This is a genomic window from Pseudomonas sp. CH61 (assembly GCF_059429415.1).
Map to the genome: position 1 here is coordinate 4,701,693 of NZ_CM182098.1, position 20,790 is coordinate 4,722,482.

At 57.4% G+C, this 20,790-nt stretch carries 12 protein-coding genes, 2 tRNA genes, 3 rRNA genes and 1 pseudogene; 7 read left to right on the forward strand and 11 right to left on the reverse strand.

Annotated elements, in window-relative coordinates; translation table 11 throughout:
* The first annotated feature begins 3 nt into the window (after positions 1–3).
* The 3 genes and pseudogenes from AC5SEM_RS21015 to AC5SEM_RS21025 all read left to right on the forward strand — a co-directional run bounded on the left by AC5SEM_RS21015 (position 4) and on the right by AC5SEM_RS21025 (position 3,704).
* Positions 4–1,698, forward strand: coding sequence for an acid phosphatase (locus AC5SEM_RS21015; RefSeq protein WP_495471192.1), 1,695 nt, complete (start codon positions 4–6; stop codon positions 1,696–1,698).
* Between the two features lie 119 nt (positions 1,699–1,817).
* Positions 1,818–3,005, forward strand: coding sequence for a hypothetical protein (locus tag AC5SEM_RS21020; protein ID WP_495471193.1), 1,188 nt, complete (start codon positions 1,818–1,820; stop codon positions 3,003–3,005).
* Positions 3,006–3,184: 179 nt separating this feature from the next.
* A pseudogene (locus tag AC5SEM_RS21025) lies at positions 3,185–3,704 on the forward strand (SET domain-containing protein-lysine N-methyltransferase).
* Between the two features lie 32 nt (positions 3,705–3,736).
* Here the strand turns inward: AC5SEM_RS21025 and can are convergent.
* Positions 3,737–4,381: a carbonate dehydratase gene (gene can, locus AC5SEM_RS21030; protein ID WP_007912954.1), complete on the reverse strand. Its 645-nt coding sequence runs from the start codon at positions 4,379–4,381 to the stop codon at positions 3,737–3,739.
* Between the two features lie 141 nt (positions 4,382–4,522).
* Here can and AC5SEM_RS21035 point away from each other — a divergent pair, with 141 nt between their 5' ends.
* Positions 4,523–4,927, forward strand: coding sequence for a serine kinase/phosphatase (locus AC5SEM_RS21035; RefSeq protein ID WP_137219404.1), 405 nt, complete (start codon positions 4,523–4,525; stop codon positions 4,925–4,927).
* A gap of 126 nt (positions 4,928–5,053) precedes the next feature.
* On the opposite strand, the gene rimI is transcribed toward AC5SEM_RS21035, so the two are convergent.
* Complete coding sequence (gene rimI, locus AC5SEM_RS21040; RefSeq protein WP_007912963.1) at positions 5,054–5,506, reverse strand: ribosomal protein S18-alanine N-acetyltransferase; 453 nt, start codon at positions 5,504–5,506, stop codon at positions 5,054–5,056.
* Positions 5,499–6,245 carry an energy transducer TonB gene (locus tag AC5SEM_RS21045; protein ID WP_495473492.1) on the reverse strand — a complete coding sequence of 249 codons (747 nt, stop codon included), beginning with the start codon at positions 6,243–6,245 and terminating at the stop codon, positions 5,499–5,501. Before AC5SEM_RS21045 ends, rimI begins: the two co-directional genes overlap by 8 nt.
* A 244-nt stretch (positions 6,246–6,489) precedes the next feature.
* On the opposite strand from AC5SEM_RS21045, the gene mksB reads away from it, so the two are divergent.
* Genes mksB through mksF form a run of 3 tightly spaced genes read left to right on the forward strand, consistent with a single transcriptional unit; the run spans position 6,490 to position 11,295 of the window.
* Complete coding sequence (gene mksB, locus AC5SEM_RS21050) at positions 6,490–7,767, forward strand: Mks condensin complex protein MksB (protein ID WP_161986622.1); 1,278 nt, start codon at positions 6,490–6,492, stop codon at positions 7,765–7,767.
* On the forward strand, positions 7,757–8,458 hold the full coding sequence (gene mksE, locus AC5SEM_RS21055; protein ID WP_192562405.1) for an Mks condensin complex protein MksE: 702 nt from the start codon (positions 7,757–7,759) through the stop codon (positions 8,456–8,458). Before mksB ends, mksE begins: the two co-directional genes overlap by 11 nt.
* Positions 8,455–11,295 (forward strand): Mks condensin complex protein MksF, encoded by a 2,841-nt coding sequence (gene mksF, locus AC5SEM_RS21060; protein WP_123595847.1) that lies wholly within the window; start codon positions 8,455–8,457, stop codon positions 11,293–11,295. The genes mksE and mksF overlap by 4 nt, the downstream gene beginning before the upstream one ends.
* A 184-nt stretch (positions 11,296–11,479) precedes the next feature.
* Here mksF and AC5SEM_RS21065 read toward each other — a convergent pair whose 3' ends face one another.
* The 8 genes from AC5SEM_RS21065 to AC5SEM_RS21100 all read right to left on the reverse strand — a co-directional run bounded on the left by AC5SEM_RS21065 (position 11,480) and on the right by AC5SEM_RS21100 (position 20,498).
* On the reverse strand, positions 11,480–13,783 hold the full coding sequence (locus AC5SEM_RS21065) for a PqiB family protein (RefSeq protein WP_077574544.1): 2,304 nt from the start codon (positions 13,781–13,783) through the stop codon (positions 11,480–11,482).
* Entirely contained in the window at positions 13,776–14,399 is a 624-nt protein-coding gene (locus AC5SEM_RS21070; RefSeq protein ID WP_034156070.1) for a paraquat-inducible protein A, read from the reverse strand. The genes AC5SEM_RS21065 and AC5SEM_RS21070 overlap by 8 nt, the downstream gene beginning before the upstream one ends.
* Entirely contained in the window at positions 14,386–15,045 is a 660-nt protein-coding gene (locus AC5SEM_RS21075; RefSeq protein WP_123595849.1) for a paraquat-inducible protein A, read from the reverse strand. The genes AC5SEM_RS21070 and AC5SEM_RS21075 overlap by 14 nt, the downstream gene beginning before the upstream one ends.
* Before the next feature lie 149 nt (positions 15,046–15,194).
* Positions 15,195–15,310, reverse strand: a 5S ribosomal RNA gene (rrf, locus tag AC5SEM_RS21080).
* A 166-nt stretch (positions 15,311–15,476) separates the two neighbouring features.
* Positions 15,477–18,370: ribosomal RNA gene (locus AC5SEM_RS21085) — 23S ribosomal RNA — on the reverse strand.
* Positions 18,371–18,616: 246 nt separating this feature from the next.
* Positions 18,617–18,692: transfer RNA gene (locus tag AC5SEM_RS21090), tRNA-Ala, on the reverse strand.
* A gap of 30 nt (positions 18,693–18,722) precedes the next feature.
* Positions 18,723–18,799, reverse strand: a tRNA-Ile gene (locus AC5SEM_RS21095).
* Between the two features lie 162 nt (positions 18,800–18,961).
* A 16S ribosomal RNA gene (locus AC5SEM_RS21100) occupies positions 18,962–20,498 on the reverse strand.
* The 16S, 23S and 5S rRNA genes sit together here with 2 tRNA genes alongside, the layout of an rRNA operon.
* Between the last annotated feature and the right edge of the window lie 292 nt (positions 20,499–20,790).

Below are 20,790 nucleotides of genomic sequence, written 5' to 3' on the forward strand. Positions count from 1 at the left end.
CAGATGAAAGACGACACAGACGGCACTGATGCACCCGAATCCAATCACCCTACCGACACCAGTCGCCGCCGCTTCCTCGGCGGCGTCGCGGTGCTCGGTGTCGGTGCCACGCTGGCCGGGTGTGGCAGCGCCAGCGATCAACCGGGCAAACCGGTCGAGCGCCCGCTGACGCCTGCCGAGCTGGACAAGGCCCTGCACGACCAAGTGAAAACCGTGGTGGTGATCTACGCCGAAAACCGCAGCTTCAACAACCTGTTCGGCGATTTCCCCGGTGTCGAAAAACCGCTGGCAACGCTCAAGCCAGGCGACTATCAACAACGTGACCGCGACGGCTCGCTGCTGCAAACCCTGCCGCCCGTCTGGGGCGGCGTTCTGCAGATCGGCCCGCAAACTCTCGATGGCGTGACCTACCCCAGCGCCATGCAGTTTCAGCAAAACCTGGCCAATGCACCGTTCGCCCTCAAAGGCCCGAACGCTGAAGATTTGCCATTTGGCCTGGTCACCCGCGATTTATGGCATGTGTTCTATCAGAACCAGATGCAGATCAACGGCGGCAAAAACGATGGCTTCGTTGCCTGGGCCGATTCCGGTGGCTTGACCATGGGCCACTACGCGCAGAGCCGTTATTCCCTGCGCCTGTGGGACGTCGCTCAGGAATTCGTGCTGTGTGACAACTTCTTTCAGGGCGCCTTCGGTGGCTCGTTCCTCAATCATCAATACCTGATCAGCGCCACCGCGCCGTTCTATCCGGACGCGGCCAACTCCGTCGCCAAATCACAGATCGCCGCGCTGCAAAGTGATGATCCGAGCGACCCGCGCCTCAAGCCGCTGGACGCATCGCCGGCCAGCGCCATGACCGGCCCGCCGCAGTTCGGGCCGAGTGCGCTGACCCCGGATGGCTTCGGCGTCAACACCCTCGCCCCGCCCTACTGGCCCACCTGGATTCGCGACCCTGAGCGCCCGGCGTATTCCAAAGCGGATCTGCCCAACGTCATGGTGCCGCAGACACACGAGCATATCGGCGACAAGTTGTCGAAAAACAACATCGATTGGGCGTGGTACGCCGGTGCGTGGCAGGCGACGCTGGATCAATACAAGGACTCCGGCGGCATCCCGAAGATTCCGAATTTCCAGTATCACCACCAGCCGTTCAACTACTTCAAACAGCAAGGTCCGGAGAACCCCGATGAGCGCAACAAGCGTCTGCGTGATGCTGGCTTGGGTGATGAATCGAGCAGCAACAAGTTCTTCGCCGATGCCGAAGCCGGCAAGTTGCCGGCCGTGAGTTTCTACAAGCCCCAGGGCAACCTGAACATGCACGCCGGTTACGCCGATGTGGCGTCCGGGGATCGGCACATTGTGCGTGCGTTGAAAGTGCTGCGTGAAAGTCCGCAATGGCAAAACATGGTGGTGATCGTCACGGTCGACGAGAACGGCGGCTGGTGGGACCACGTCGCACCGCCCAAGGGCGACCGCTGGGGCCCGGGGTCACGCGTGCCGGCGCTGGTGGTGTCGCCGTTCGCGCGCAAAGGTACGGTGGATCACACGGTCTACGACACCGCGTCGATCCTGCGGCTGATCACTCGGGTCTTCCAGTTGGAGACCCTCGACGGCCTTAAACAACGTGACGAAGCGATGATTGCCCGGGGCCAGAAACCCATGGGCGATCTGACCAACGCCCTGCATTTTCAGGCTTGAAAACCAGCCCTGCGAGTTTGCGCAAAATTCTGCCGATGACGGCTTCTCTGTCAAACGCGGCTGCTCCACTATGAGCCGCCCCCGAAACGCGGGGAACCGACGCTGAAAAGGATCTGAGCATGTTCAAACTCGCAGGACTTACCCCCGTTGCACTGGCTCTTACCGCACTCACGCTGAGCGCGGCCGCCCACGCCGATGTCGACTTGAAACTGGGCAGCACCGAACGCGTCACCCGCCTCTTCGCTTACCCCAACAACTGCAACGTCATCTGTTTCCGCAACTGGACGCTGGAACAGACCGTCGCCCATTACCTGAACCAGAGCGTGCAACGCGATGGTTATGCCGATGCCAAGGTGTTGGTAAAAACCGACAACGGCCAGCTCTACGCCGAAATCACCGGCGTGCCGAAGGATTACGACAAACCGCTGTCGGCGCTGCTGGATGCGGGGGATCTGGCCTACACCGGCGCCAGCAAACTCAACGCCGACGGCAAATGGGCCTACAGCTGGTATCTGTTCCTGCCACTGGGCATGGCCCTGGAGAACCGTAAAAGTGTCGAACTGCTGCACTTCCCGCCGGATTATTCGCTGACCCAGGCGCAGGATTATCTGCGTTCGAATACCACCGATCGCTGGGCGACGCTGCTGACTGACAATGGCATTCCTGCCGAGCAGACACCGGCCTATCAAACCATCATCGATATCGCTCCGATCGCTGCGCCGTCCAATGCTGGCAGTGATCTGGAAGGCGTGTATGACTACTTCAAGGACTACCAGACCACGCTGGTCAAACAGTTCAGCCAGACCGCCAGCGGCACGACGCTGCCGATGGTCGCGTTTGGCGCGCCGGTGCGTAACTGGATCAAGCAGCAATATGGGCCAACCGTGAATGTCTTGGGCCTGGCGACGATCAGCCCAAGCGAAGGCGTGAAAGTGCCGGTGCTGGGTTCCAACCACCCGAGTTATATCTGGTACGCCGCTGACCCGAAGAGCTACACCGGCGATGATGCCCAGGCCAAGGCCGATGCAGCAGGCCTGAAAGTCATGGGTCAGGATTTGAGCGCGGCCTGCTGGCAGGCCGGGATGGGCAGCAAACCGGGCAGCGATGCCCAGGCTACCCTCAGCAGTTGCACACAGACGTGGCAGGTCACGCAGAAAGTCAAAACCTGCGAGCTGTTCTACACCTCGATCCGTAATCTGACCCCGGAACAAGCCACCGCCAAGTGCTCCACCACCCCTATCAAGGCCCAACTGAAGCAATTGCAAGCTCCGTTGCCAGCCACCGCCGTCCCTGCCCCGCACCTATAACCGCTTGAAGCGTTCCCGTGTCAGCCAATGCTGACGCGGGAAAGCGCCTAAATCGCCTGTCAGATCTGACAGTAGACCCGCTATACCTAATAGGACACGATTGGATCCAAGCAGCAGCGTTGCAGTAGTGACAGGACGTCAACCCAAGGAAGTCGCAAAGCCTTGCGACAAGGACTGATATGAATATCCACGCCATGGCGCAATCGGCGTCACGCGATACTGAAGGCATTTATCCTTTCGCCGGTCTGCCCGTGCGGCTGGGGTTTCCAGCGAGCGTCGATTTCGAAATCATCCAGGATGAGCACGGCACCCCAACGGCGGTCGCGGCGCGAGTTTCTGCACACCCACCGGATGTGCCGGGTGTCAGGGCAATTGCTGCCCTATCGTTGCCGACAGACTCGACAATTGCTGACGGGGATCCACATTTACGACCCGCGCTTCTGCGGATTGATCGAACACGCCTGCGACCCCAACGTATTTCTCGACATGAGCGAGTTATGGCTGTGGGCGCTGAAAGATATCCACAGGGGGGAACGGTTGACCATGGACTACGCCGCCACCGAAGACAAACTCTTGCACCAGTTCGCCTGCGGTTGCGGTTCCTCACGTTGCCGCGGGTGGATCACCGGTTTCGACGAACCACCCAGCCTCGAAGGCCACCACTTTCTACAGCGCTGGCGGCATTCCAGATTGCGCTGAAAGGTGCGCTGAAGGGTGCGCTGAAAAGCGGCTTACAACGCGCCGACCGGCCGCAAACGATACTGCGGCGGCAATTGCTCGAAGCCACTGATGGTGGTGTTGAGACTTTTCCAGCGGCCATCCTTGATGCCGTAGATGCAACCGTGGATCGACAGGCTCTGCCCGCGATGCCAGGCGTTCTGGATGATGCTGGTGTGGGCGACGTTGGCCACTTGCTGGATCACGTTGAGCTCGCACATGCGATCAACCTGCTCTTCTTCGGTCGGCAACTTGGCCAGTTCTTCACGTTTTTCGTAATACAGATCACGGATCGAACGCAGCCAGCCGTCGATCAGACCGAACTGCCGGTCCTGCATCGACGCACGCACACCGCCGCAGCCGTAGTGGCCGGTGACAAGGATGTGTTTGACCTTGAGCACGTCGACCGCGTACTGGATCACCGACAGGCAATTGAGGTCGGTGTGCAGCACGACGTTGGCGACGTTGCGGTGCACGAACAGATCGCCCGGCAACATGCCGACGATTTCGTTGGCCGGCACGCGCGCGTCCGAACAACCGATCCACAGATATTCCGGCGTTTGCTGGCGTGCCAGTTTGGCGAAGAAATCCGGGTCTTCCTTGGTGATCGCGTCAGCCCAACGCTCGTTGTTATCAATCAGGTCTTGTAAGTCATGCATGCTGTAAGGCCTCAAGAAAGATGCGCTGGTATGACAGACGACCACCCGTCGGGGTCACGCCGCCATCGCAAGTGATTTCATTGGAATTCTCGTGTGCCCGGTGAGTCCACCTAAGTAAGGCCCACAGTATGAGGAATTGCCATGACTGATTCACGACGCCCTTACGATGCGGTGCAACCAGAGCCCATCGATGATAACGAAGACCGCATGGGTTCGGTGCATGAACTGGATTTCGACGAAGACGAACCCAGCGCGAAAATCGGTGATGAGATTCCCGAACGTGAACGCGAGCAGTTGATGCCGCGTGAACGGGTGCGCGAGGCCGGGATGACCGGGGGTTCAGTCAGTGATCACGAGCCGACTGACGATGACCTGAGCCCGGAAACGCTGATTCATGAAGACGGTGCGCGGGATGCCGAAGAGGCCGGGGAAGGCAATCAGGCGGATTGGGATTTGAGCATTGTCGACGAGGATGACATTGGCGGTGGCAATGGGCTGGATGAGGCGGAACTGGCGCGGCGTGAGCCGCTGGATGGTAACCGCTGATCTTCGCTGCCTGACAGGACGCTTTCGCGAGCAGGCTCGCTCCCACAGGGTTTCGGGTTGCGCACAAATTGGGTGAACGCCCTGAGTCCAATGTGGGAGCGAGCCTGCTCGCGATGCTTTTAAGGTTTAATCGACCAGAGTGCAGGCCATGACCACCGCATCTTCACGCCCACCCACCGCCGGATAATAATCCCGGCGCCGGCCAATCTCGTTGAAGCCATAACGCTCATACAACTTGAATGCGCCCGTATTGCTGTCACGCACTTCCAGAAAACATTCCCGCGCCGAAGCCGCATACGCCCGCGACATCAAGTGCTCGAGCAACGTCAGCCCCAGCCCGCGCCCCTGATTTTCCGGTTTGACGGTGATATTGAGCAGATGCGCCTCATCCAGAATGATCTGCACCACGCCGTGGCCAACCTGCTGCTCACCTTCGAACATCAGCCAGATCTGGTACTTGCCCAGCCCGTCGAGAAAAATCCCGCGAGTCCACGGATGACTGTAAGCGGCGTACTCGATTTTCAGCACGGTTTCCAGATCCGCCTCGGTCATCGGGCGGAACGATACAGCGTCACTCATTCGATTCTTTCCAGCGCGCCATCAGCCGACGCATGGCTTGCCACACAGCGGCCTTGCGCTGTGGCTCTTCCATTAACAATTCCAGACCGGGAATGGCCCAGGCCGGGCCCAGACCTTCGATCTGCAATTCACGATTGAACGCTTCGGCATCCGCTTCACCAGCAAAACGCACGGCCGGCAGGCCGATCAGCCACAGACAGGCACACGGAGCGGCTTCCATTTGCACGGAAAGGAAACCCTGCACAAAGTCACGCGCCGCTTCCGGGCCCTGATCCATAGTGCCGCGATTGAGCCATGGCCAACGCACCGGCTCGCCGACAATTTGCGGTGCATCCGGCAGACCGGCGGCACGCAACATGTCTTTGAGCAACAGATAAGCCGGATCGCGGCTCTGGAACGGTTCGCCTGTGGGTAACTCGACCAGCAGCAGGCAACGCCCGGCACGGAGCAGTTGCAGGGCGAAACGCGGTGGCGGCACCGGTGCCGGTTTGGCGACCACTGGCGTGTCGTCGGCCTCTTCCACCGGTTTGGCGTTGGTCCGGGTGCTGGCCAACGACGGACGTGGTACTTCGATCTTCGGCCGTTCGACCGGACGAGCGGCAGGCTGCGCGGGTGCTTCGGCCTGAGGCGCGAGAACAACCAGCGCCTCTACCTCGGGCTCGGGCATGTCCAGCAGCTCGGGCCGCGAGGGTGCGGCGAAGGGCAATTCGGTGCGCGGCAGCCAGTTGACCACCTGCATGGCGTTCAAATAGGCGCGGCGGCGGGACTCGATTAGCAAGGGTCGGCCACTTGTGGATAACTGAAGTGCGCTGATTCTACCGCCCTTCGCTCAAGATCGCCCGTTGTTGATCGATAGACTTGACCAACACCCTTTGCCGACGCGCTTCACCCATAGAAAGCAACAGTCCGTCCCAAGAGTGAATCGCATCCTTCGTGATGCAGTACAATCGCCGCTTTTCATTGCCAACCAGCCGGGCATTCCGATGATCGAACCCAAGCGCGTCTTGCGCGCCCTCGCTGAACACTGGGCACTGCTTGAGCCACTGTGTGAGCATTTCGACCAAGGCACATTGAGCCTCAACGAACTGCGCGCGCAACTCGCCGCCCAACAACTGGACAGCACGCCGCAGGACATCACCAGCCTGCTCGATGTGTGGATTCGCCTCGATATTCTGATTCCGGTGGCGAAAAGCCCGAACCGTTTCGAGCTGAACGCGCAGATTCACGACTTCCTCGCCTACTTGCGGCGTGAACACCGCTTGGGCCTGTGCCTGGAAATCGAAGCCTATCTGCGCCATCTCGAGCGTCTGGCCGGCTACATTCAGGACGCGTTCGAAGTCCGCGATGGCCACGACCTTGCCCGCCAGTTGCGCCTGCTCGACATGCGCGTGCGCGACGTGCTGAAGAAGCTCGACAACGACGAACAGGCCCTGGTCGCCGTCGCCGAACGGGCGAAGACCAGCGACCGGCAGATTCCGCTACGTCAGCGTTACGCCGAAGTACTGGCGACGTGGGACGAATACGTCGAACCGATGATCGATCTGGTCAACGCCGACGGCGCCTTCGAACAAGGCGTGCGCAAGGTCGAAACCGTGCTGCTGAAGATGCTCAGCGAACAGCAGCGCCTCGGCCATCTGGTCGATGACGACATGCTGCTGCGCACCCACGCGCGCATCCTCGAAATGCAGACCAGCGCCCAGCTGACTTTGCGTCATGCCCGCGAACTGTTGCTGCCGCTGCGTGAAGAAGCGCGCCGGCACAACGCCGTGACCCGTGGTGCTGCTTTGGCTTTGGCAGCGATTCGCCGTAAAGGCATCGATGCCGTGCCGCAAGCGGCGATGCCGCTGTTCACCCGCCCGCAAAGCACCTTCCTCGGCAGCGCTAGTCAGGTGGAAGCTTACGTGTACGCCTTGGCGCGTTTCGAGCCGAAACCGGCGCGTTTCCCCAAGGCGCACAAAACCCAGAAAGGCGAAGCCCCACGCGCGCCACGCACTGTGCGCGAGATGGTCGACCGTTGCGAAGAAGCCCTGCCGATGCCGGATCTTATGACCTGGTTGCTGGAGCAGGAGCCGGACGGCGCCACTGACGAATTGCTCTACTGGTTCTCGCGCCTGTCGCGGGAAAAACGCTTCAAGCGCGAGCGTCTGGAACGCCGCGAATACCACACTCATGAGCACCAGGTCAGCCTGCGCTCCTTCGCCCTGCTCTCGGCCAGCGATACCGCCGCCGAGGATTCTGCGAGCATCCCCAATGCATCTTGATCTTTCCGAACTGTCGCAACTCGCACCGATCTTCCGCGAGCTGTTCAAGGGTTACCACGTCAGCCGCCGCGACCCGGAGCTGTACGCGCAACTGTCGAACTTCCAGGATCAATACCGCACGCTGTTCAAGGCGCTGGGCTTTGAACTGGTCTGCGACACCCGTGGTTTCTACTACTTTGTGCCGGACATGGCCGCCGCAGCGGTGAACAAAACTGCGCAGCGTCTGGCGCTGTTCACCTTCATCCTCGTCGAACATCTGGCCGATCAGGGCCGCGACCCGATCGCCGTGCTCGATGGCGGCAGCCTCGGCCGTGAAGAACTGCCATCGCTGCTGGAAAAATACCGCGACCTGTTCATTCAGGCCGAAGTGCAGACCGTTGAAGAACTCGAAGAAAAGATAATGCGCCGCATGACTCAACTGGGCTTCGCCAGCGAAGAAAACGGCGTTTATCGCTTCCTGCCGCCGATGCACCGTTTCCTCGATGTGTGCCTGTCGGTACAGCAGGACCGCGATCTGGCGGCCAGCGTGCACAGCGTTCTGCCGTTGCCGGCGCCGGTGCTGATCGACGAAGCGGCGGAAGCCAAATTCCTCGAAACCGACGATCCGCTCGATCTTTCCGAGTTTGATGAAGAGAGCGAAGAAGACGCACTGGCCCGCGCCATTGCCGAAGAACAGGAGTCCGACGCATGAGCCAGGAACGCTACGGCATCCGCCGCTTTGCCCTTTTGAACACCGCCGGTTACAGCCTCGGCCTGTTCCCGCTGGAAGAACCGTTGTCGGTTTACGGCGCGAACAACCTCGGTAAATCGGCGTCGATCAACGCCTTGCAGTTCCCGATTCTGGCGCGCATGTCGGACATGAGTTTCGGCAAGTACAGCCTCGAACAATCGCGGCGTTTCTACTTCGCCTCCGACACCAGCTACATCCTTGTCGAAGTGAACCTGCCCCACGGCCCGCACGTCATTGGTGTGGTCGGTCGCGGCCCGGGCGGTGGTTTCGGTCACCAGTTCTTCGCCTACGCCGGCAAGCTCGATCTGGCGCATTACCAGAAGAACGACACCTGCCTGCGTCAGAAGGAGCTGTTCAGCAACCTTGAGAAAGAAGGCCTGAAAGCCTACGAACTCAAGCCGGACGAACTGCGTCGCTTGCTGGTGGGCGGTCACACGTCGATCCCGCTCGATCTGACGCTGATCCCGCTGCGCTCCACCAGCGAGCAGAGCCTGAAGACCTTCCGCGCGTTGTTCATCAACCTGCTGCACATGCGCGAAATCACTGCGGCGAAGTTGAAGCAGTTGTTCCTCGATGCCTTCGAACACAGCCTGCGTTCCGGCAGCGTCGATTACATCGCTGCTTGCGAAGAAGCTTTCCGCGACGTGCGCCGGATGGAACAGGACTACAACTCGCTGGTCGCTGCCGGCCCGTTGGTTGAAGCCCTGGCCAACGGCGTGAAACAGCGTGACGTGCTGCGCGGCAAGCTGCATCGCCTGTCGCCGCTGCTCGACTCGTTGCTCGGCACCTGGTCGGACTACGCCAGTGCGCGCAAAGAAGAACTGACCATTCAGGCCGACCACTACCGTGGCGAGCAGGACAGTCTGCAAAACAATCAGCGCGGTGGCACCCAGGAGCTGATGCGTCTGGAGCGGGAAATTTCCGGCATTCAGCGCTGGCTCGGCGAGCTGTCGGTGTTGAAGAATCGCTTTGCCCTGGTCGACGACGTCAAAGTGCTCGAGCAACAATTGCTCGCCGCCAAAGACGCCCACGACGAACTGGCCGGCGCCTTGGCGCAATCGCGTCAGTTCAGTGCGGAAGATCTGGAAGAGCGCGTGCGCGATCTGGAAAAACGCCTGAAGTCGGTGAAGCAGCAACTCGATCACGCCGACAACAACAGCTACGCCCGACTGCGCGAAGAATTCTCGCAACAGGACGTCGAGCGCCTGATGCGCCTGTTCAACAGCGCACTGTTCAGCCTGCCGCTGGGCGAACACGGCATCACCCTCGACGACGATGGCGCGTGGGTCAAATCGGTTGAGCTGATTCTCGATGGTTTCAAAGGCGAGCGCTTCGAAGTGCCGGGCCTGTCGATCGACATCTCGCACATCGAGCCGCCGGCCCTGCAAGCACTGGCCGATCGTGCCGCGTTGCGCGATCAGAAAGAACGCTTGGAAAAAGAACTCAAGCAACTGAAAACCCAGCAGGCCGTGGCCGCCGACCGCGCTGCGAGCAAGACCCAGACCGAAGCGCTGTATCAGCAAGTGCTGGATGCGCAGAAAGCCCTGGAAGATTTCCGCCGCACGCAGACCTTGAGCGCTGAAGAAGGCGACAAGCTCGAGCAACTGGCGCAGATGGAAGGCGCGCAGGACGAACTCAAGCGCTCCAGCGATGCCTTCACCGAGCGCGTCCAGCAGCTGTCGGCCAAGCTGCAACTGGTCGGCCGCCAGATCGCGGATATGGAAGCCAAGCAACGCACCCTCGACGATGCCCTGCGTCGTCGTCAGCTGCTGCCGGCAGATCTGCCGTTCGGTACGCCGTTCATGGATCCGGTCGACGATTCGATGGACAACCTGCTGCCGCTGCTCAACGACTATCAGGACAGCTGGCAAGGATTGCTGCGCGCCGATGGCCAGATCGAAGCGCTGTACGCGCAAGTGCGTCTGAAAGGCGTGGCCAAGTTCGACAGCGAAGACGACATGGAGCGCCGCCTGTCGCTACTGATCAACGCTTACGCGCACCGCACCGATGAAGCGCTGACGCTGGGCAAGGCGCGTCGTGCGGCGGTCACCGATATCGCCCGGACCCTGCGCAACATTCGCAGCGACTACGACAGCCTCGAGCACCAACTGGCGCTGTTCAACCGCGAGATCAACAAGCGTCAGGTGTCCAACCTGCAGAGCTTCCGTATCGTCCTCGCGCCGAACAAGGAAGCCCTCAAGCACATCGACCAGATCATCCACAGCGCCGGTCAGTACGAAGAAGGCGAAACCCTGTCGGTGTTCGATCTGAGCCAAAGTGCCGAGCAGGACAACAAGAACGAAGAGGCCAAGGAATACCTGGCGCGGCTGGTGGCGGCAAACCACAACCAGCTCGGTCTCAAGGACTTGTTCGAACTGGCGTTCGAGATCACCAAGGTCAACGGCCAACCGGTGATCCACACCGACATCGATGGCGCGGCGTCCAACGGTACGACCATGACCATCAAGGCGCTGACCAACATGTATTTGTTGCTGCACTTGATGGATCGCGATCAGGCCGGCCGCGTGCGCCTGCCGTACTACCTCGACGAGGCGGCGGATATCGATGAGAAGAACCAGGCCGCGCTGCTGGAAACCAGTCTGCAACTGGGCTTCGTGCCGATTCTGGCGAGTGTGAAGCCGCAGGTCTGCGCCAGTGTCGCGATCGACCTGGAAGGTGGCAGCGGCCCGGCGGGGATCTACATCGATGAGGCGGACTGGAAGTACATCCGTCGGCATGATGTGGTGAAGGCTACGGTCAATGTTGAAGCAGATGAGCCGGAGCTGGATGCGGTTTGATCGGCGTTAACTGAAGGCAATAAAAAGGGCCGCGATCTGTTTGGATCGCGGCCCTTTTTTATGGCTTGGGATTTGTGCAGAATTGGCTCGCCCTATCGCGAGCAGGCTCACTCCTACAGTTGGAATGCGTTCCCCTGTAGGAGTGAGCCTGCTCGCGATGGCGCCACTTCAGACACCGCAGGATTTACTTACCGAGGGAAATCTTCGGCGCCCACGTCAGCCACTCATCCTCAAACTTGTCGAACAGCGGGAAGGTCTGCTCAGCCCGCGCCGGGTTGCCCATGCGCTCGCCATCCGGCGTGGCGAAAGCAATCCCACCCTGAATCGCCGTCTCCAGCGACTCGGTGCGCACTGTCAGCCCGTTGAACAGACCGATATCAAAACCAACACCGCTGGTGTTCCAGAACCGGCTACCGCTGCGCACCAACGGCGCGTACTTCGGCTCGATCAGAATGTGCACCAACACCCGGTCCGCCGTCTGTCCCAGTTCATAACCGGTGACTTTACCCACAGTGATTTCACGGTAAGTCACCGGCACACCCGGTTTCAGCGATCCACGACGGGCAGCGCTCAATACCAGACTCAGCCCCGCCTCTTGTTTTGTGACTTCCGGCGCATTGGCCAGGGCAACGAAGTTTTTCTGCGGGCCGAGATTCTTCGCCGCCGGCTGCACTTCGATGTACTGCCCGGTCACCAGGGTTTCCAGATTGGCAGTCTTGATCAGGCCCAGCTCCGGTTTGACCACCCAGAACTGACTGCCGACCCGGGCGATCTTCTCTGGCACTTCGGTGATGCGCGCCGTGAGGATGACCGACTGCAAGTCATCGGTCAGATCAACACTTTCAATCTTGCCGACATCCAGCCCCTTGAAGCGCACTGGGGTACCACTGCGCAGACCATCAGCGCGATCGACTTTGATCGTCACCACCGTGCCTTTCTGATTCGCCTCATCATGGTTGGCGAACAGGCGGAAACGCGGAATACGTTTCTGCAGCGGCGCCTTGGCTTGCGGTGTCTCGAAGGCGATGCCACCGGCCATCAGGGTCTGCAGCGACTCACTCTTGACTTGAATGCCACCGGTCAGTCCGCCGGTCAACGTGATGCCACTGACATTCCAAAAGCGCGTGGAGGCGTTGACCAGGTTTTCGTATTCCTTATCGATGTGCACGCCAATGACCAATTGCTTCTTGGTCTTGGAGAACTGATAGCTCTGCACCGAACCGACCTTGACCTGTTTGTACAAAATTGGACTGCCCACATCGATCGAGCCGAGGACATCGGTAAACAGCACCAGGTGCAAGCCCGGTGAGCGCAGATCCAGCGGCGGCGCCTTTGGCCGGGCCTCGAATTCGCGTTTCGGTGCCGCACCTTTATCGCCCGGGCGTACGGCGATGTAGTTACCCTTCACCAAGGCTTCCAGACCGGTGATCCCTGCCAGAGAAATCGACGGTTTAACTACCCAGAACTGCGTGCCATCGACCAGATAGTCCTCAGCCAATGGATCGAGGGTGAGCTCGGCTGTGGCGCTGTTCAGGTCAGGATCAACCTTCAGCGCCTTCATGTTGCCGACTTGAATGCCTTTGTACATCACCGGTGTGCGGCCAGCCTGCAGTCCTTCGAAGTCGCTGAGTTTGACCTTTACGCGAATCCCGGCAGCCGCAGCGTCGAAGTCCTCATAGAGACGGAACGGCAGGCTTGGATCGGTCGGCGGGCTGTCCTTGCGGTTCTCTGGTGTAGCGAAAGCGATACCGCCGGCGACGATGCTGGCCAGCGATTCGCTGCGCACTTTCACGCCGGACAGGTTGGCGTCGATGCTGATGCCGCTGGCGTTCCAGAAACGCGTGTGTTTGCGCACCAGTTTGGCGTAAGTCGGCTCGATGAAGACTTTCAGCTCTACTGTGCTTTGATCTTCCGAGAGCAGGTAGCTTTTGACCTGGCCGACTTTGATCTGCTTGTAGAACACCGGGCTGCCACGGCTCAACGAGCCAAGACGATCAGCCTTGATGGTCAGATGCAGGCCAGGCTTGGCGTCGGACAGCGGCGGCTCTTCGGAGAGTGCCTTGAACTTGCGCACAGGCTCGCCTTCGCCGGGGCTGATAGCCACGTAGTTACCGGATACCAGGGTTTCCAGTCCGGTGATACCGGCCAGGGTCACACTCGGTTTGACCAGCCAGAAGCGCGTGCTGGTCTTGAGGTATTGCTCAACGTCTTTATTCATCTCGACGGTGGCGATGACGCCTTTGGAGTTACCCTCATCGTCGAGTTTGAGCGCCTTGACCTTACCGACCGACATGCCCTTGTACATGACCTCGGTCTTGTTGGCCTGGATACCTTCGCCACTCTCGAAGCGGATCTGGATCTCGATACCGGTTTCGGAATAGGCGCGCCAGCCGAGCCAGCCACCGATGATCAGCGCGATCAGAGGCAGAACCCAAATGGCAGACCAGTTCGAAGCCGGTCGGGTTTTCGCTACGGGCAAATCAGTCATGGTCGTCGTCCGACTCCGTGTTATCCCAAATCAGTCGGGGATCGAAAGTTACTGCGGCGAGCATCGTCAGAATCACCACACTGGCGAAGGCGATGGCGCCAAGATTGGCTTCGACACTGGCAAGCCGGCCGAAGTTGACGACCGCCACGAGAATGGCGATCACAAATATATCGAGCATCGACCAGCGGCCAATGAACTCGATAAAACGGTACATCCAGATGCGCTGACGAGCGGATAACGGCTGGCGTCGTTGCACCGAAAACAACAGCAGCGCGATACCCACCAGTTTGAAGGTGGGCACGAGAATACTGGCGATAAACACCACGGCGGCGATCGGAATCATGCCGTGCTGCACCAGTTGGATCACCCCGGACATGATGGTGCTCGGATCACCCTGCCCCAAAGAACTGACAGTCATGATCGGCAAGACATTGGCCGGAATGTAGATGATTGCAGCCGTGATCAGCAGCGCCCAGGTTCGCGCGAGGCTGTTCGGACGCCGGGCGTGAACCAGCGCACCGCAACGGCTGCAGGTTTGCTCGTCGGTGTCCGCTTCCTGTTTGTTCAATTCGTGGCATTCGGTACACACCAGAATGCCCGCATCAATCGCCCGCATGAGCGTCCTCTCCTGATAACGCCTGCCAGATCTGATGCGGTGACATCACCACTTCCAGCCAGACCTGTACCAACAACAAGCCGATAAAACATGCCAGGCCGAGGCCTACGGTGATCGCTGCCATATCAGCCAGTTTGACGATCGCCACCAGTACCCCCATGAGGTAAACCTCGAGCATTCCCCAGTCTTTGAGGTGGTGGTAAATGCGATAGAGCAGCAAGCCATAGCTGCGTCCGGCATTGAAGCGAATCGTCAGCAAAACGAATAACTGGCACAGCAACTTGAGCAGCGGTATGGCCATGCTGCACAGGAATACGACAATCGAAACGCCCTGCATGTCCGTATTGAACAGGCCGAGTACGCCGCTCCAGACCGTATCCTGCGAAGATTGTCCGAGGATATTGAGTTGCATGATGGGTAAAAAGTTTGCCGGGATGTACAGCAATAATGCTGCGATCACCAAGGCAAGGCTGCGCTGCACCACGTTATGACGGTGAGCGTACAGTTCGTAACCGCAGCGAGGACAGAGCGCTTTCTCTCCGTGAGCAAGCGTTGGCTTGCGCAACAGCAGGTCGCACTCGTGACAGGCCACCAAGTCTTCCAGCGGTAAATCTGACAGCCCGGGGGCGTCAACCGACTCTGACATAAAGGCTCTGGCTCCGAATAAGGTGGGGCTATTCTAGTGTTCTGATTCGAAAATAACTGTGCAAATTTGTTCGCTACCGCGAGCAAAAAACTTTCCTGCGGGCAAAACAAAACCCCAACTGCTTTCGCAATTGGGGTTTCGGAATTTAATCTTGACGATGACCTACTCTCACATGGGGAAACCCCACACTACCATCGGCGATGCATCGTTTCACTGCTGAGTTCGGGATGGGATCAGGTGGTTCCAACGCTCTATGGTCGTCAAGAAATTCGGGTACTGAGTCGTGACCAGATGGCCTCGCTTCAGCAAATTGGGTATGTGACAGCTTTCGGTGTTTTGTGCTGCTTTTTTAAGTGCAGTCGAACTTTCGGTTCGTTTCGTCTTCACACACCGCAATCTGGTCTCTTCGACGCAAATTGCTTGGGTGTTATATGGTCAAGCCTCACGGGCAATTAGTATTGGTTAGCTCAACGCCTCACAGCGCTTACACACCCAACCTATCAACGTCGTAGTCTTCGACGGCCCTTCAGGGAACTCAAGGTTCCAGTGAGATCTCATCTTGAGGCAAGTTTCCCGCTTAGATGCTTTCAGCGGTTATCTTTCCCGAACATAGCTACCCGGCAATGCCACTGGCGTGACAACCGGAACACCAGAGGTTCGTCCACTCCGGTCCTCTCGTACTAGGAGCAGCCCCTCTCAAATCTCAAACGTCCACGGCAGATAGGGACCGAACTGTCTCACGACGTTCTAAACCCAGCTCGCGTACCACTTTAAATGGCGAACAGCCATACCCTTGGGACCGGCTTCAGCCCCAGGATGTGATGAGCCGACATCGAGGTGCCAAACACCGCCGTCGATATGAACTCTTGGGCGGTATCAGCCTGTTATCCCCGGAGTACCTTTTATCCGTTGAGCGATGGCCCTTCCATACAGAACCACCGGATCACTAAGACCTACTTTCGTACCTGCTCGACGTGTCTGTCTCGCAGTCAAGCGCGCTTTTGCCTTTATACTCTACGACCGATTTCCGACCGGTCTGAGCGCACCTTCGTACTCCTCCGTTACTCTTTAGGAGGAGACCGCCCCAGTCAAACTACCCACCATACACTGTCCTCGATCCGGATAACGGACCTGAGTTAGAACCTCAAAGTTGCCAGGGTGGTATTTCAAGGATGGCTCCACGCGAACTGGCGTCCACGCTTCAAAGCCTCCCACCTATCCTACACAAGCAAATTCAAAGTCCAGTGCAAAGCTATAGTAAAGGTTCACGGGGTCTTTCCGTCTAGCCGCGGATACACTGCATCTTCACAGCGATTTCAATTTCACTGAGTCTCGGGTGGAGACAGCGCCGCCATCGTTACGCCATTCGTGCAGGTCGGAACTTACCCGACAAGGAATTTCGCTACCTTAGGACCGTTATAGTTACGGCCGCCGTTTACCGGGGCTTCGATCAAGAGCTTCGCGTTAGCTAACCCCATCAATTAACCTTCCGGCACCGGGCAGGCGTCACACCCTATACGTCCACTTTCGTGTTTGCAGAGTGCTGTGTTTTTAATAAACAGTCGCAGCGGCCTGGTATCTTCGACCGGCATGAGCTTACGGAGCAAGTCCTTCACCCTCACCGGCGCACCTTCTCCCGAAGTTACGGTGCCATTTTGCCTAGTTCCTTCACCCGAGTTCTCTCAAGCGCCTTGGTATTCTCTACCCAACCACCTGTGTCGGTTTGGGGTACGGTTCCTGGTTACCTGAAGCTTAGAAGCTTTTCTTGGAAGCATGGCATCAACCACTTCGTGTTCTAAAAGAACACTCGTCATCAGCTCTCGGCCTTAAGATCCCGGATTTACCTAAGATCTCAGCCTACCACCTTAAACTTGGACAACCAACGCCAAGCTGGCCTAGCCTTCTCCGTCCCTCCATCGCAATAACCAGAAGTACAGGAATATTAACCTGTTTTCCATCGACTACGCTTTTCAGCCTCGCCTTAGGGACCGACTAACCCTGCGTCGATTAACGTTGCGCAGGAAACCTTGGTCTTTCGGCGTGGGTGTTTTTCACACCCATTGTCGTTACTCATGTCAGCATTCGCACTTCTGATACCTCCAGCAAGCTTCTCAACTCACCTTCACAGGCTTACAGAACGCTCCTCTACCGCATCACCCGAAGGTGATACCCGTAGCTTCGGTGTATGGTTTGAGCCCCGTTACATCTTCCGCGCAGGCCGACTCGACTAGTGAGCTATTACGCTTTCTTTAAAGGGTGGCTGCTTCTAAGCCAACCTCCTAGCTGTCTAAGCCTTCCCACATCGTTTCCCACTTAACCATAACTTTGGGACCTTAGCTGACGGTCTGGGTTGTTTCCCTTTTCACGACGGACGTTAGCACCCGCCGTGTGTCTCCCATGCTCGGCACTTGTAGGTATTCGGAGTTTGCATCGGTTTGGTAAGTCGGGATGACCCCCTAGCCGAAACAGTGCTCTACCCCCTACAGTGATACATGAGGCGCTACCTAAATAGCTTTCGAGGAGAACCAGCTATCTCCGAGCTTGATTAGCCTTTCACTCCGATCCACAGGTCATCCGCTAACTTTTCAACGGTAGTCGGTTCGGTCCTCCAGTTAGTGTTACCCAACCTTCAACCTGCCCATGGATAGATCGCCCGGTTTCGGGTCTATTCCCAGCGACTAGACGCCCTATTAAGACTCGCTTTCGCTACGCCTCCCCTATTCGGTTAAGCTCGCCACTGAAAATAAGTCGCTGACCCATTATACAAAAGGTACGCAGTCACAGAACAAAGTCTGCTCCCACTGCTTGTACGCATACGGTTTCAGGATCTATTTCACTCCCCTCTCCGGGGTTCTTTTCGCCTTTCCCTCACGGTACTAGTTCACTATCGGTCAGTCAGTAGTATTTAGCCTTGGAGGATGGTCCCCCCATATTCAGACAAAGTTTCTCGTGCTCCGTCCTACTCGATTTCATGACCAAGAGATTTTCGCGTACAGGGCTATCACCCACTATGGCCGCACTTTCCAGAGCGTTCCGCTAATCTCAAAGCCACTTAAGGGCTAGTCCCCGTTCGCTCGCCACTACTAAGGGAATCTCGGTTGATTTCTTTTCCTCAGGGTACTTAGATGTTTCAGTTCCCCTGGTTCGCCTCTTGCACCTATGTATTCAGTACAAGATAACCATCTTATGATGGCTGGGTTCCCCCATTCAGACATCTCCGGATCAAAGTCTGTTTGCCGACTCCCCGAAGCTTTTCGCAGGCTACCACGTCTTTCATCGCCTCTGACTGCCAAGGCATCCACCGTATGCGCTTCTTCACTTGACCATATAACCCCAAGCAATCTGGTTATACTGTGAAGACGACATTCGCCGAAAATTCGAATTTCTCAATTAAGAGAACTCACAAATTTTACCTTAGCCTGATCCGTTACCAGTGAAAGTAACGTTCAGTCTATCTTTCTATCACATACCCAAATTTTTAAAGAACGAACTAGTCAAAGACTAGAAATCAACATTCACCATCACAACGATGGAATGCTCATTTCTAAGCTTTATACAAGAGAAGCAGTAGTGGTGGAGCCAAGCGGGATCGAACCGCTGACCTCCTGCGTGCAAGGCAGGCGCTCTCCCAGCTGAGCTATGGCCCCGTATTTCTACAGGCGTTTCCCACACAAAATTGGTGGGTCTGGGCAGATTCGAACTGCCGACCTCACCCTTATCAGGGGTGCGCTCTAACCAACTGAGCTACAGACCCAATTTCGAGCTACTAAGGCCGACCTCACCCTGCTCTTAACCACAAAGCATGGGGTACGCTCTAACCAACTCAGCTACAAACCGATACAGGCTGCTTCTTTCGTCTTCTTCAATGAATCAAGCAATTCGTGTGGGAACTTATGGAGCAGCTGATGTCGTCGATTAAGGAGGTGATCCAGCCGCAGGTTCCCCTACGGCTACCTTGTTACGACTTCACCCCAGTCATGAATCACACCGTGGTAACCGTCCTCCCGAAGGTTAGACTAGCTACTTCTGGTGCAACCCACTCCCATGGTGTGACGGGCGGTGTGTACAAGGCCCGGGAACGTATTCACCGTGACATTCTGATTCACGATTACTAGCGATTCCGACTTCACGCAGTCGAGTTGCAGACTGCGATCCGGACTACGATCGGTTTTATGGGATTAGCTCCACCTCGCGGCTTGGCAACCCTTTGTACCGACCATTGTAGCACGTGTGTAGCCCAGGCCGTAAGGGCCATGATGACTTGACGTCATCCCCACCTTCCTCCGGTTTGTCACCGGCAGTCTCCTTAGAGTGCCCACCATGACGTGCTGGTAACTAAGGACAAGGGTTGCGCTCGTTACGGGACTTAACCCAACATCTCACGACACGAGCTGACGACAGCCATGCAGCACCTGTCTCAATGTTCCCGAAGGCACCAATCCATCTCTGGAAAGTTCATTGGATGTCAAGGCCTGGTAAGGTTCTTCGCGTTGCTTCGAATTAAACCACATGCTCCACCGCTTGTGCGGGCCCCCGTCAATTCATTTGAGTTTTAACCTTGCGGCCGTACTCCCCAGGCGGTCAACTTAATGCGTTAGCTGCGCCACTAAGAGCTCAAGGCTCCCAACGGCTAGTTGACATCGTTTACGGCGTGGACTACCAGGGTATCTAATCCTGTTTGCTCCCCACGCTTTCGCACCTCAGTGTCAGTATCAGTCCAGGTGGTCGCCTTCGCCACTGGTGTTCCTTCCTATATCTACGCATTTCACCGCTACACAGGAAATTCCACCACCCTCTACCATACTCTAGCTCGACAGTTTTGAATGCAGTTCCCAGGTTGAGCCCGGGGATTTCACATCCAACTTAACGAACCACCTACGCGCGCTTTACGCCCAGTAATTCCGATTAACGCTTGCACCCTCTGTATTACCGCGGCTGCTGGCACAGAGTTAGCCGGTGCTTATTCTGTCGGTAACGTCAAAATTGCAGAGTATTAATCTACAACCCTTCCTCCCAACTTAAAGTGCTTTACAATCCGAAGACCTTCTTCACACACGCGGCATGGCTGGATCAGGCTTTCGCCCATTGTCCAATATTCCCCACTGCTGCCTCCCGTAGGAGTCTGGACCGTGTCTCAGTTCCAGTGTGACTGATCATCCTCTCAGACCAGTTACGGATCGTCGCCTTGGTGAGCCATTACCTCACCAACTAGCTAATCCGACCTAGGCTCATCTGATAGCGCAAGGCCCGAAGGTCCCCTGCTTTCTCCCGTAGGACGTATGCGGTATTAGCGTTCCTTTCGAAACGTTGTCCCCCACTACCAGGCAGATTCCTAGGCATTACTCACCCGTCCGCCGCTGAATCCAGGAGCAAGCTCCTGTCATCCGCTCGACTTGCATGTGTTAGGCCTGCCGCCAGCGTTCAATCTGAGCCATGATCAAACTCTTCAGTTCAAACATCTTTGGGTTTTTAAGAAACCCTAAACTTGGCTCAGCAATCGTTGGTTACATCTTTGATTTCTCGCGGAGTAACTTGTGATGCTGATAATCTTGTTGACTATCAGTCTGACTCCACAAGCACCCACACGAATTGCTTGATTCAGTTGTTAAAGAGCGGTTGGTTAAGATCTTTCGTCTCAACCGAGGCGCGCATTCTACAGCAGCCTCATTTGCTGTCAAGTGATTATTTTCAGAAGCTTTCGAAGAATTCTTCAACAACTTCAACCACTTGCGCTTCCGATCTCTC

What these genes read in the sequence shown, in the direction of transcription:
- AC5SEM_RS21015 (WP_495471192.1), top strand. Translation starts at nt 4, where the DNA reads ATGAAAGACGACACAGACGGCACTGATGCACCCGAATCCAATCACCCT.
- AC5SEM_RS21020 (WP_495471193.1), top strand. Translation starts at nt 1,818, where the DNA reads ATGTTCAAACTCGCAGGACTTACCCCCGTTGCACTGGCTCTTACCGCA.
- can (WP_007912954.1), bottom strand. Translation starts at nt 4,381, where the DNA reads ATGCATGACTTACAAGACCTGATTGATAACAACGAGCGTTGGGCTGAC.
- AC5SEM_RS21035 (WP_137219404.1), top strand. Translation starts at nt 4,523, where the DNA reads ATGACTGATTCACGACGCCCTTACGATGCGGTGCAACCAGAGCCCATC.
- rimI (WP_007912963.1), bottom strand. Translation starts at nt 5,506, where the DNA reads ATGAGTGACGCTGTATCGTTCCGCCCGATGACCGAGGCGGATCTGGAA.
- AC5SEM_RS21045 (WP_495473492.1), bottom strand. Translation starts at nt 6,245, where the DNA reads ATGCAGGTGGTCAACTGGCTGCCGCGCACCGAATTGCCCTTCGCCGCA.
- mksB (WP_161986622.1), top strand. Translation starts at nt 6,490, where the DNA reads ATGATCGAACCCAAGCGCGTCTTGCGCGCCCTCGCTGAACACTGGGCA.
- mksE (WP_192562405.1), top strand. Translation starts at nt 7,757, where the DNA reads ATGCATCTTGATCTTTCCGAACTGTCGCAACTCGCACCGATCTTCCGC.
- mksF (WP_123595847.1), top strand. Translation starts at nt 8,455, where the DNA reads ATGAGCCAGGAACGCTACGGCATCCGCCGCTTTGCCCTTTTGAACACC.
- AC5SEM_RS21065 (WP_077574544.1), bottom strand. Translation starts at nt 13,783, where the DNA reads ATGACTGATTTGCCCGTAGCGAAAACCCGACCGGCTTCGAACTGGTCT.
- AC5SEM_RS21070 (WP_034156070.1), bottom strand. Translation starts at nt 14,399, where the DNA reads ATGCGGGCGATTGATGCGGGCATTCTGGTGTGTACCGAATGCCACGAA.
- AC5SEM_RS21075 (WP_123595849.1), bottom strand. Translation starts at nt 15,045, where the DNA reads ATGTCAGAGTCGGTTGACGCCCCCGGGCTGTCAGATTTACCGCTGGAA.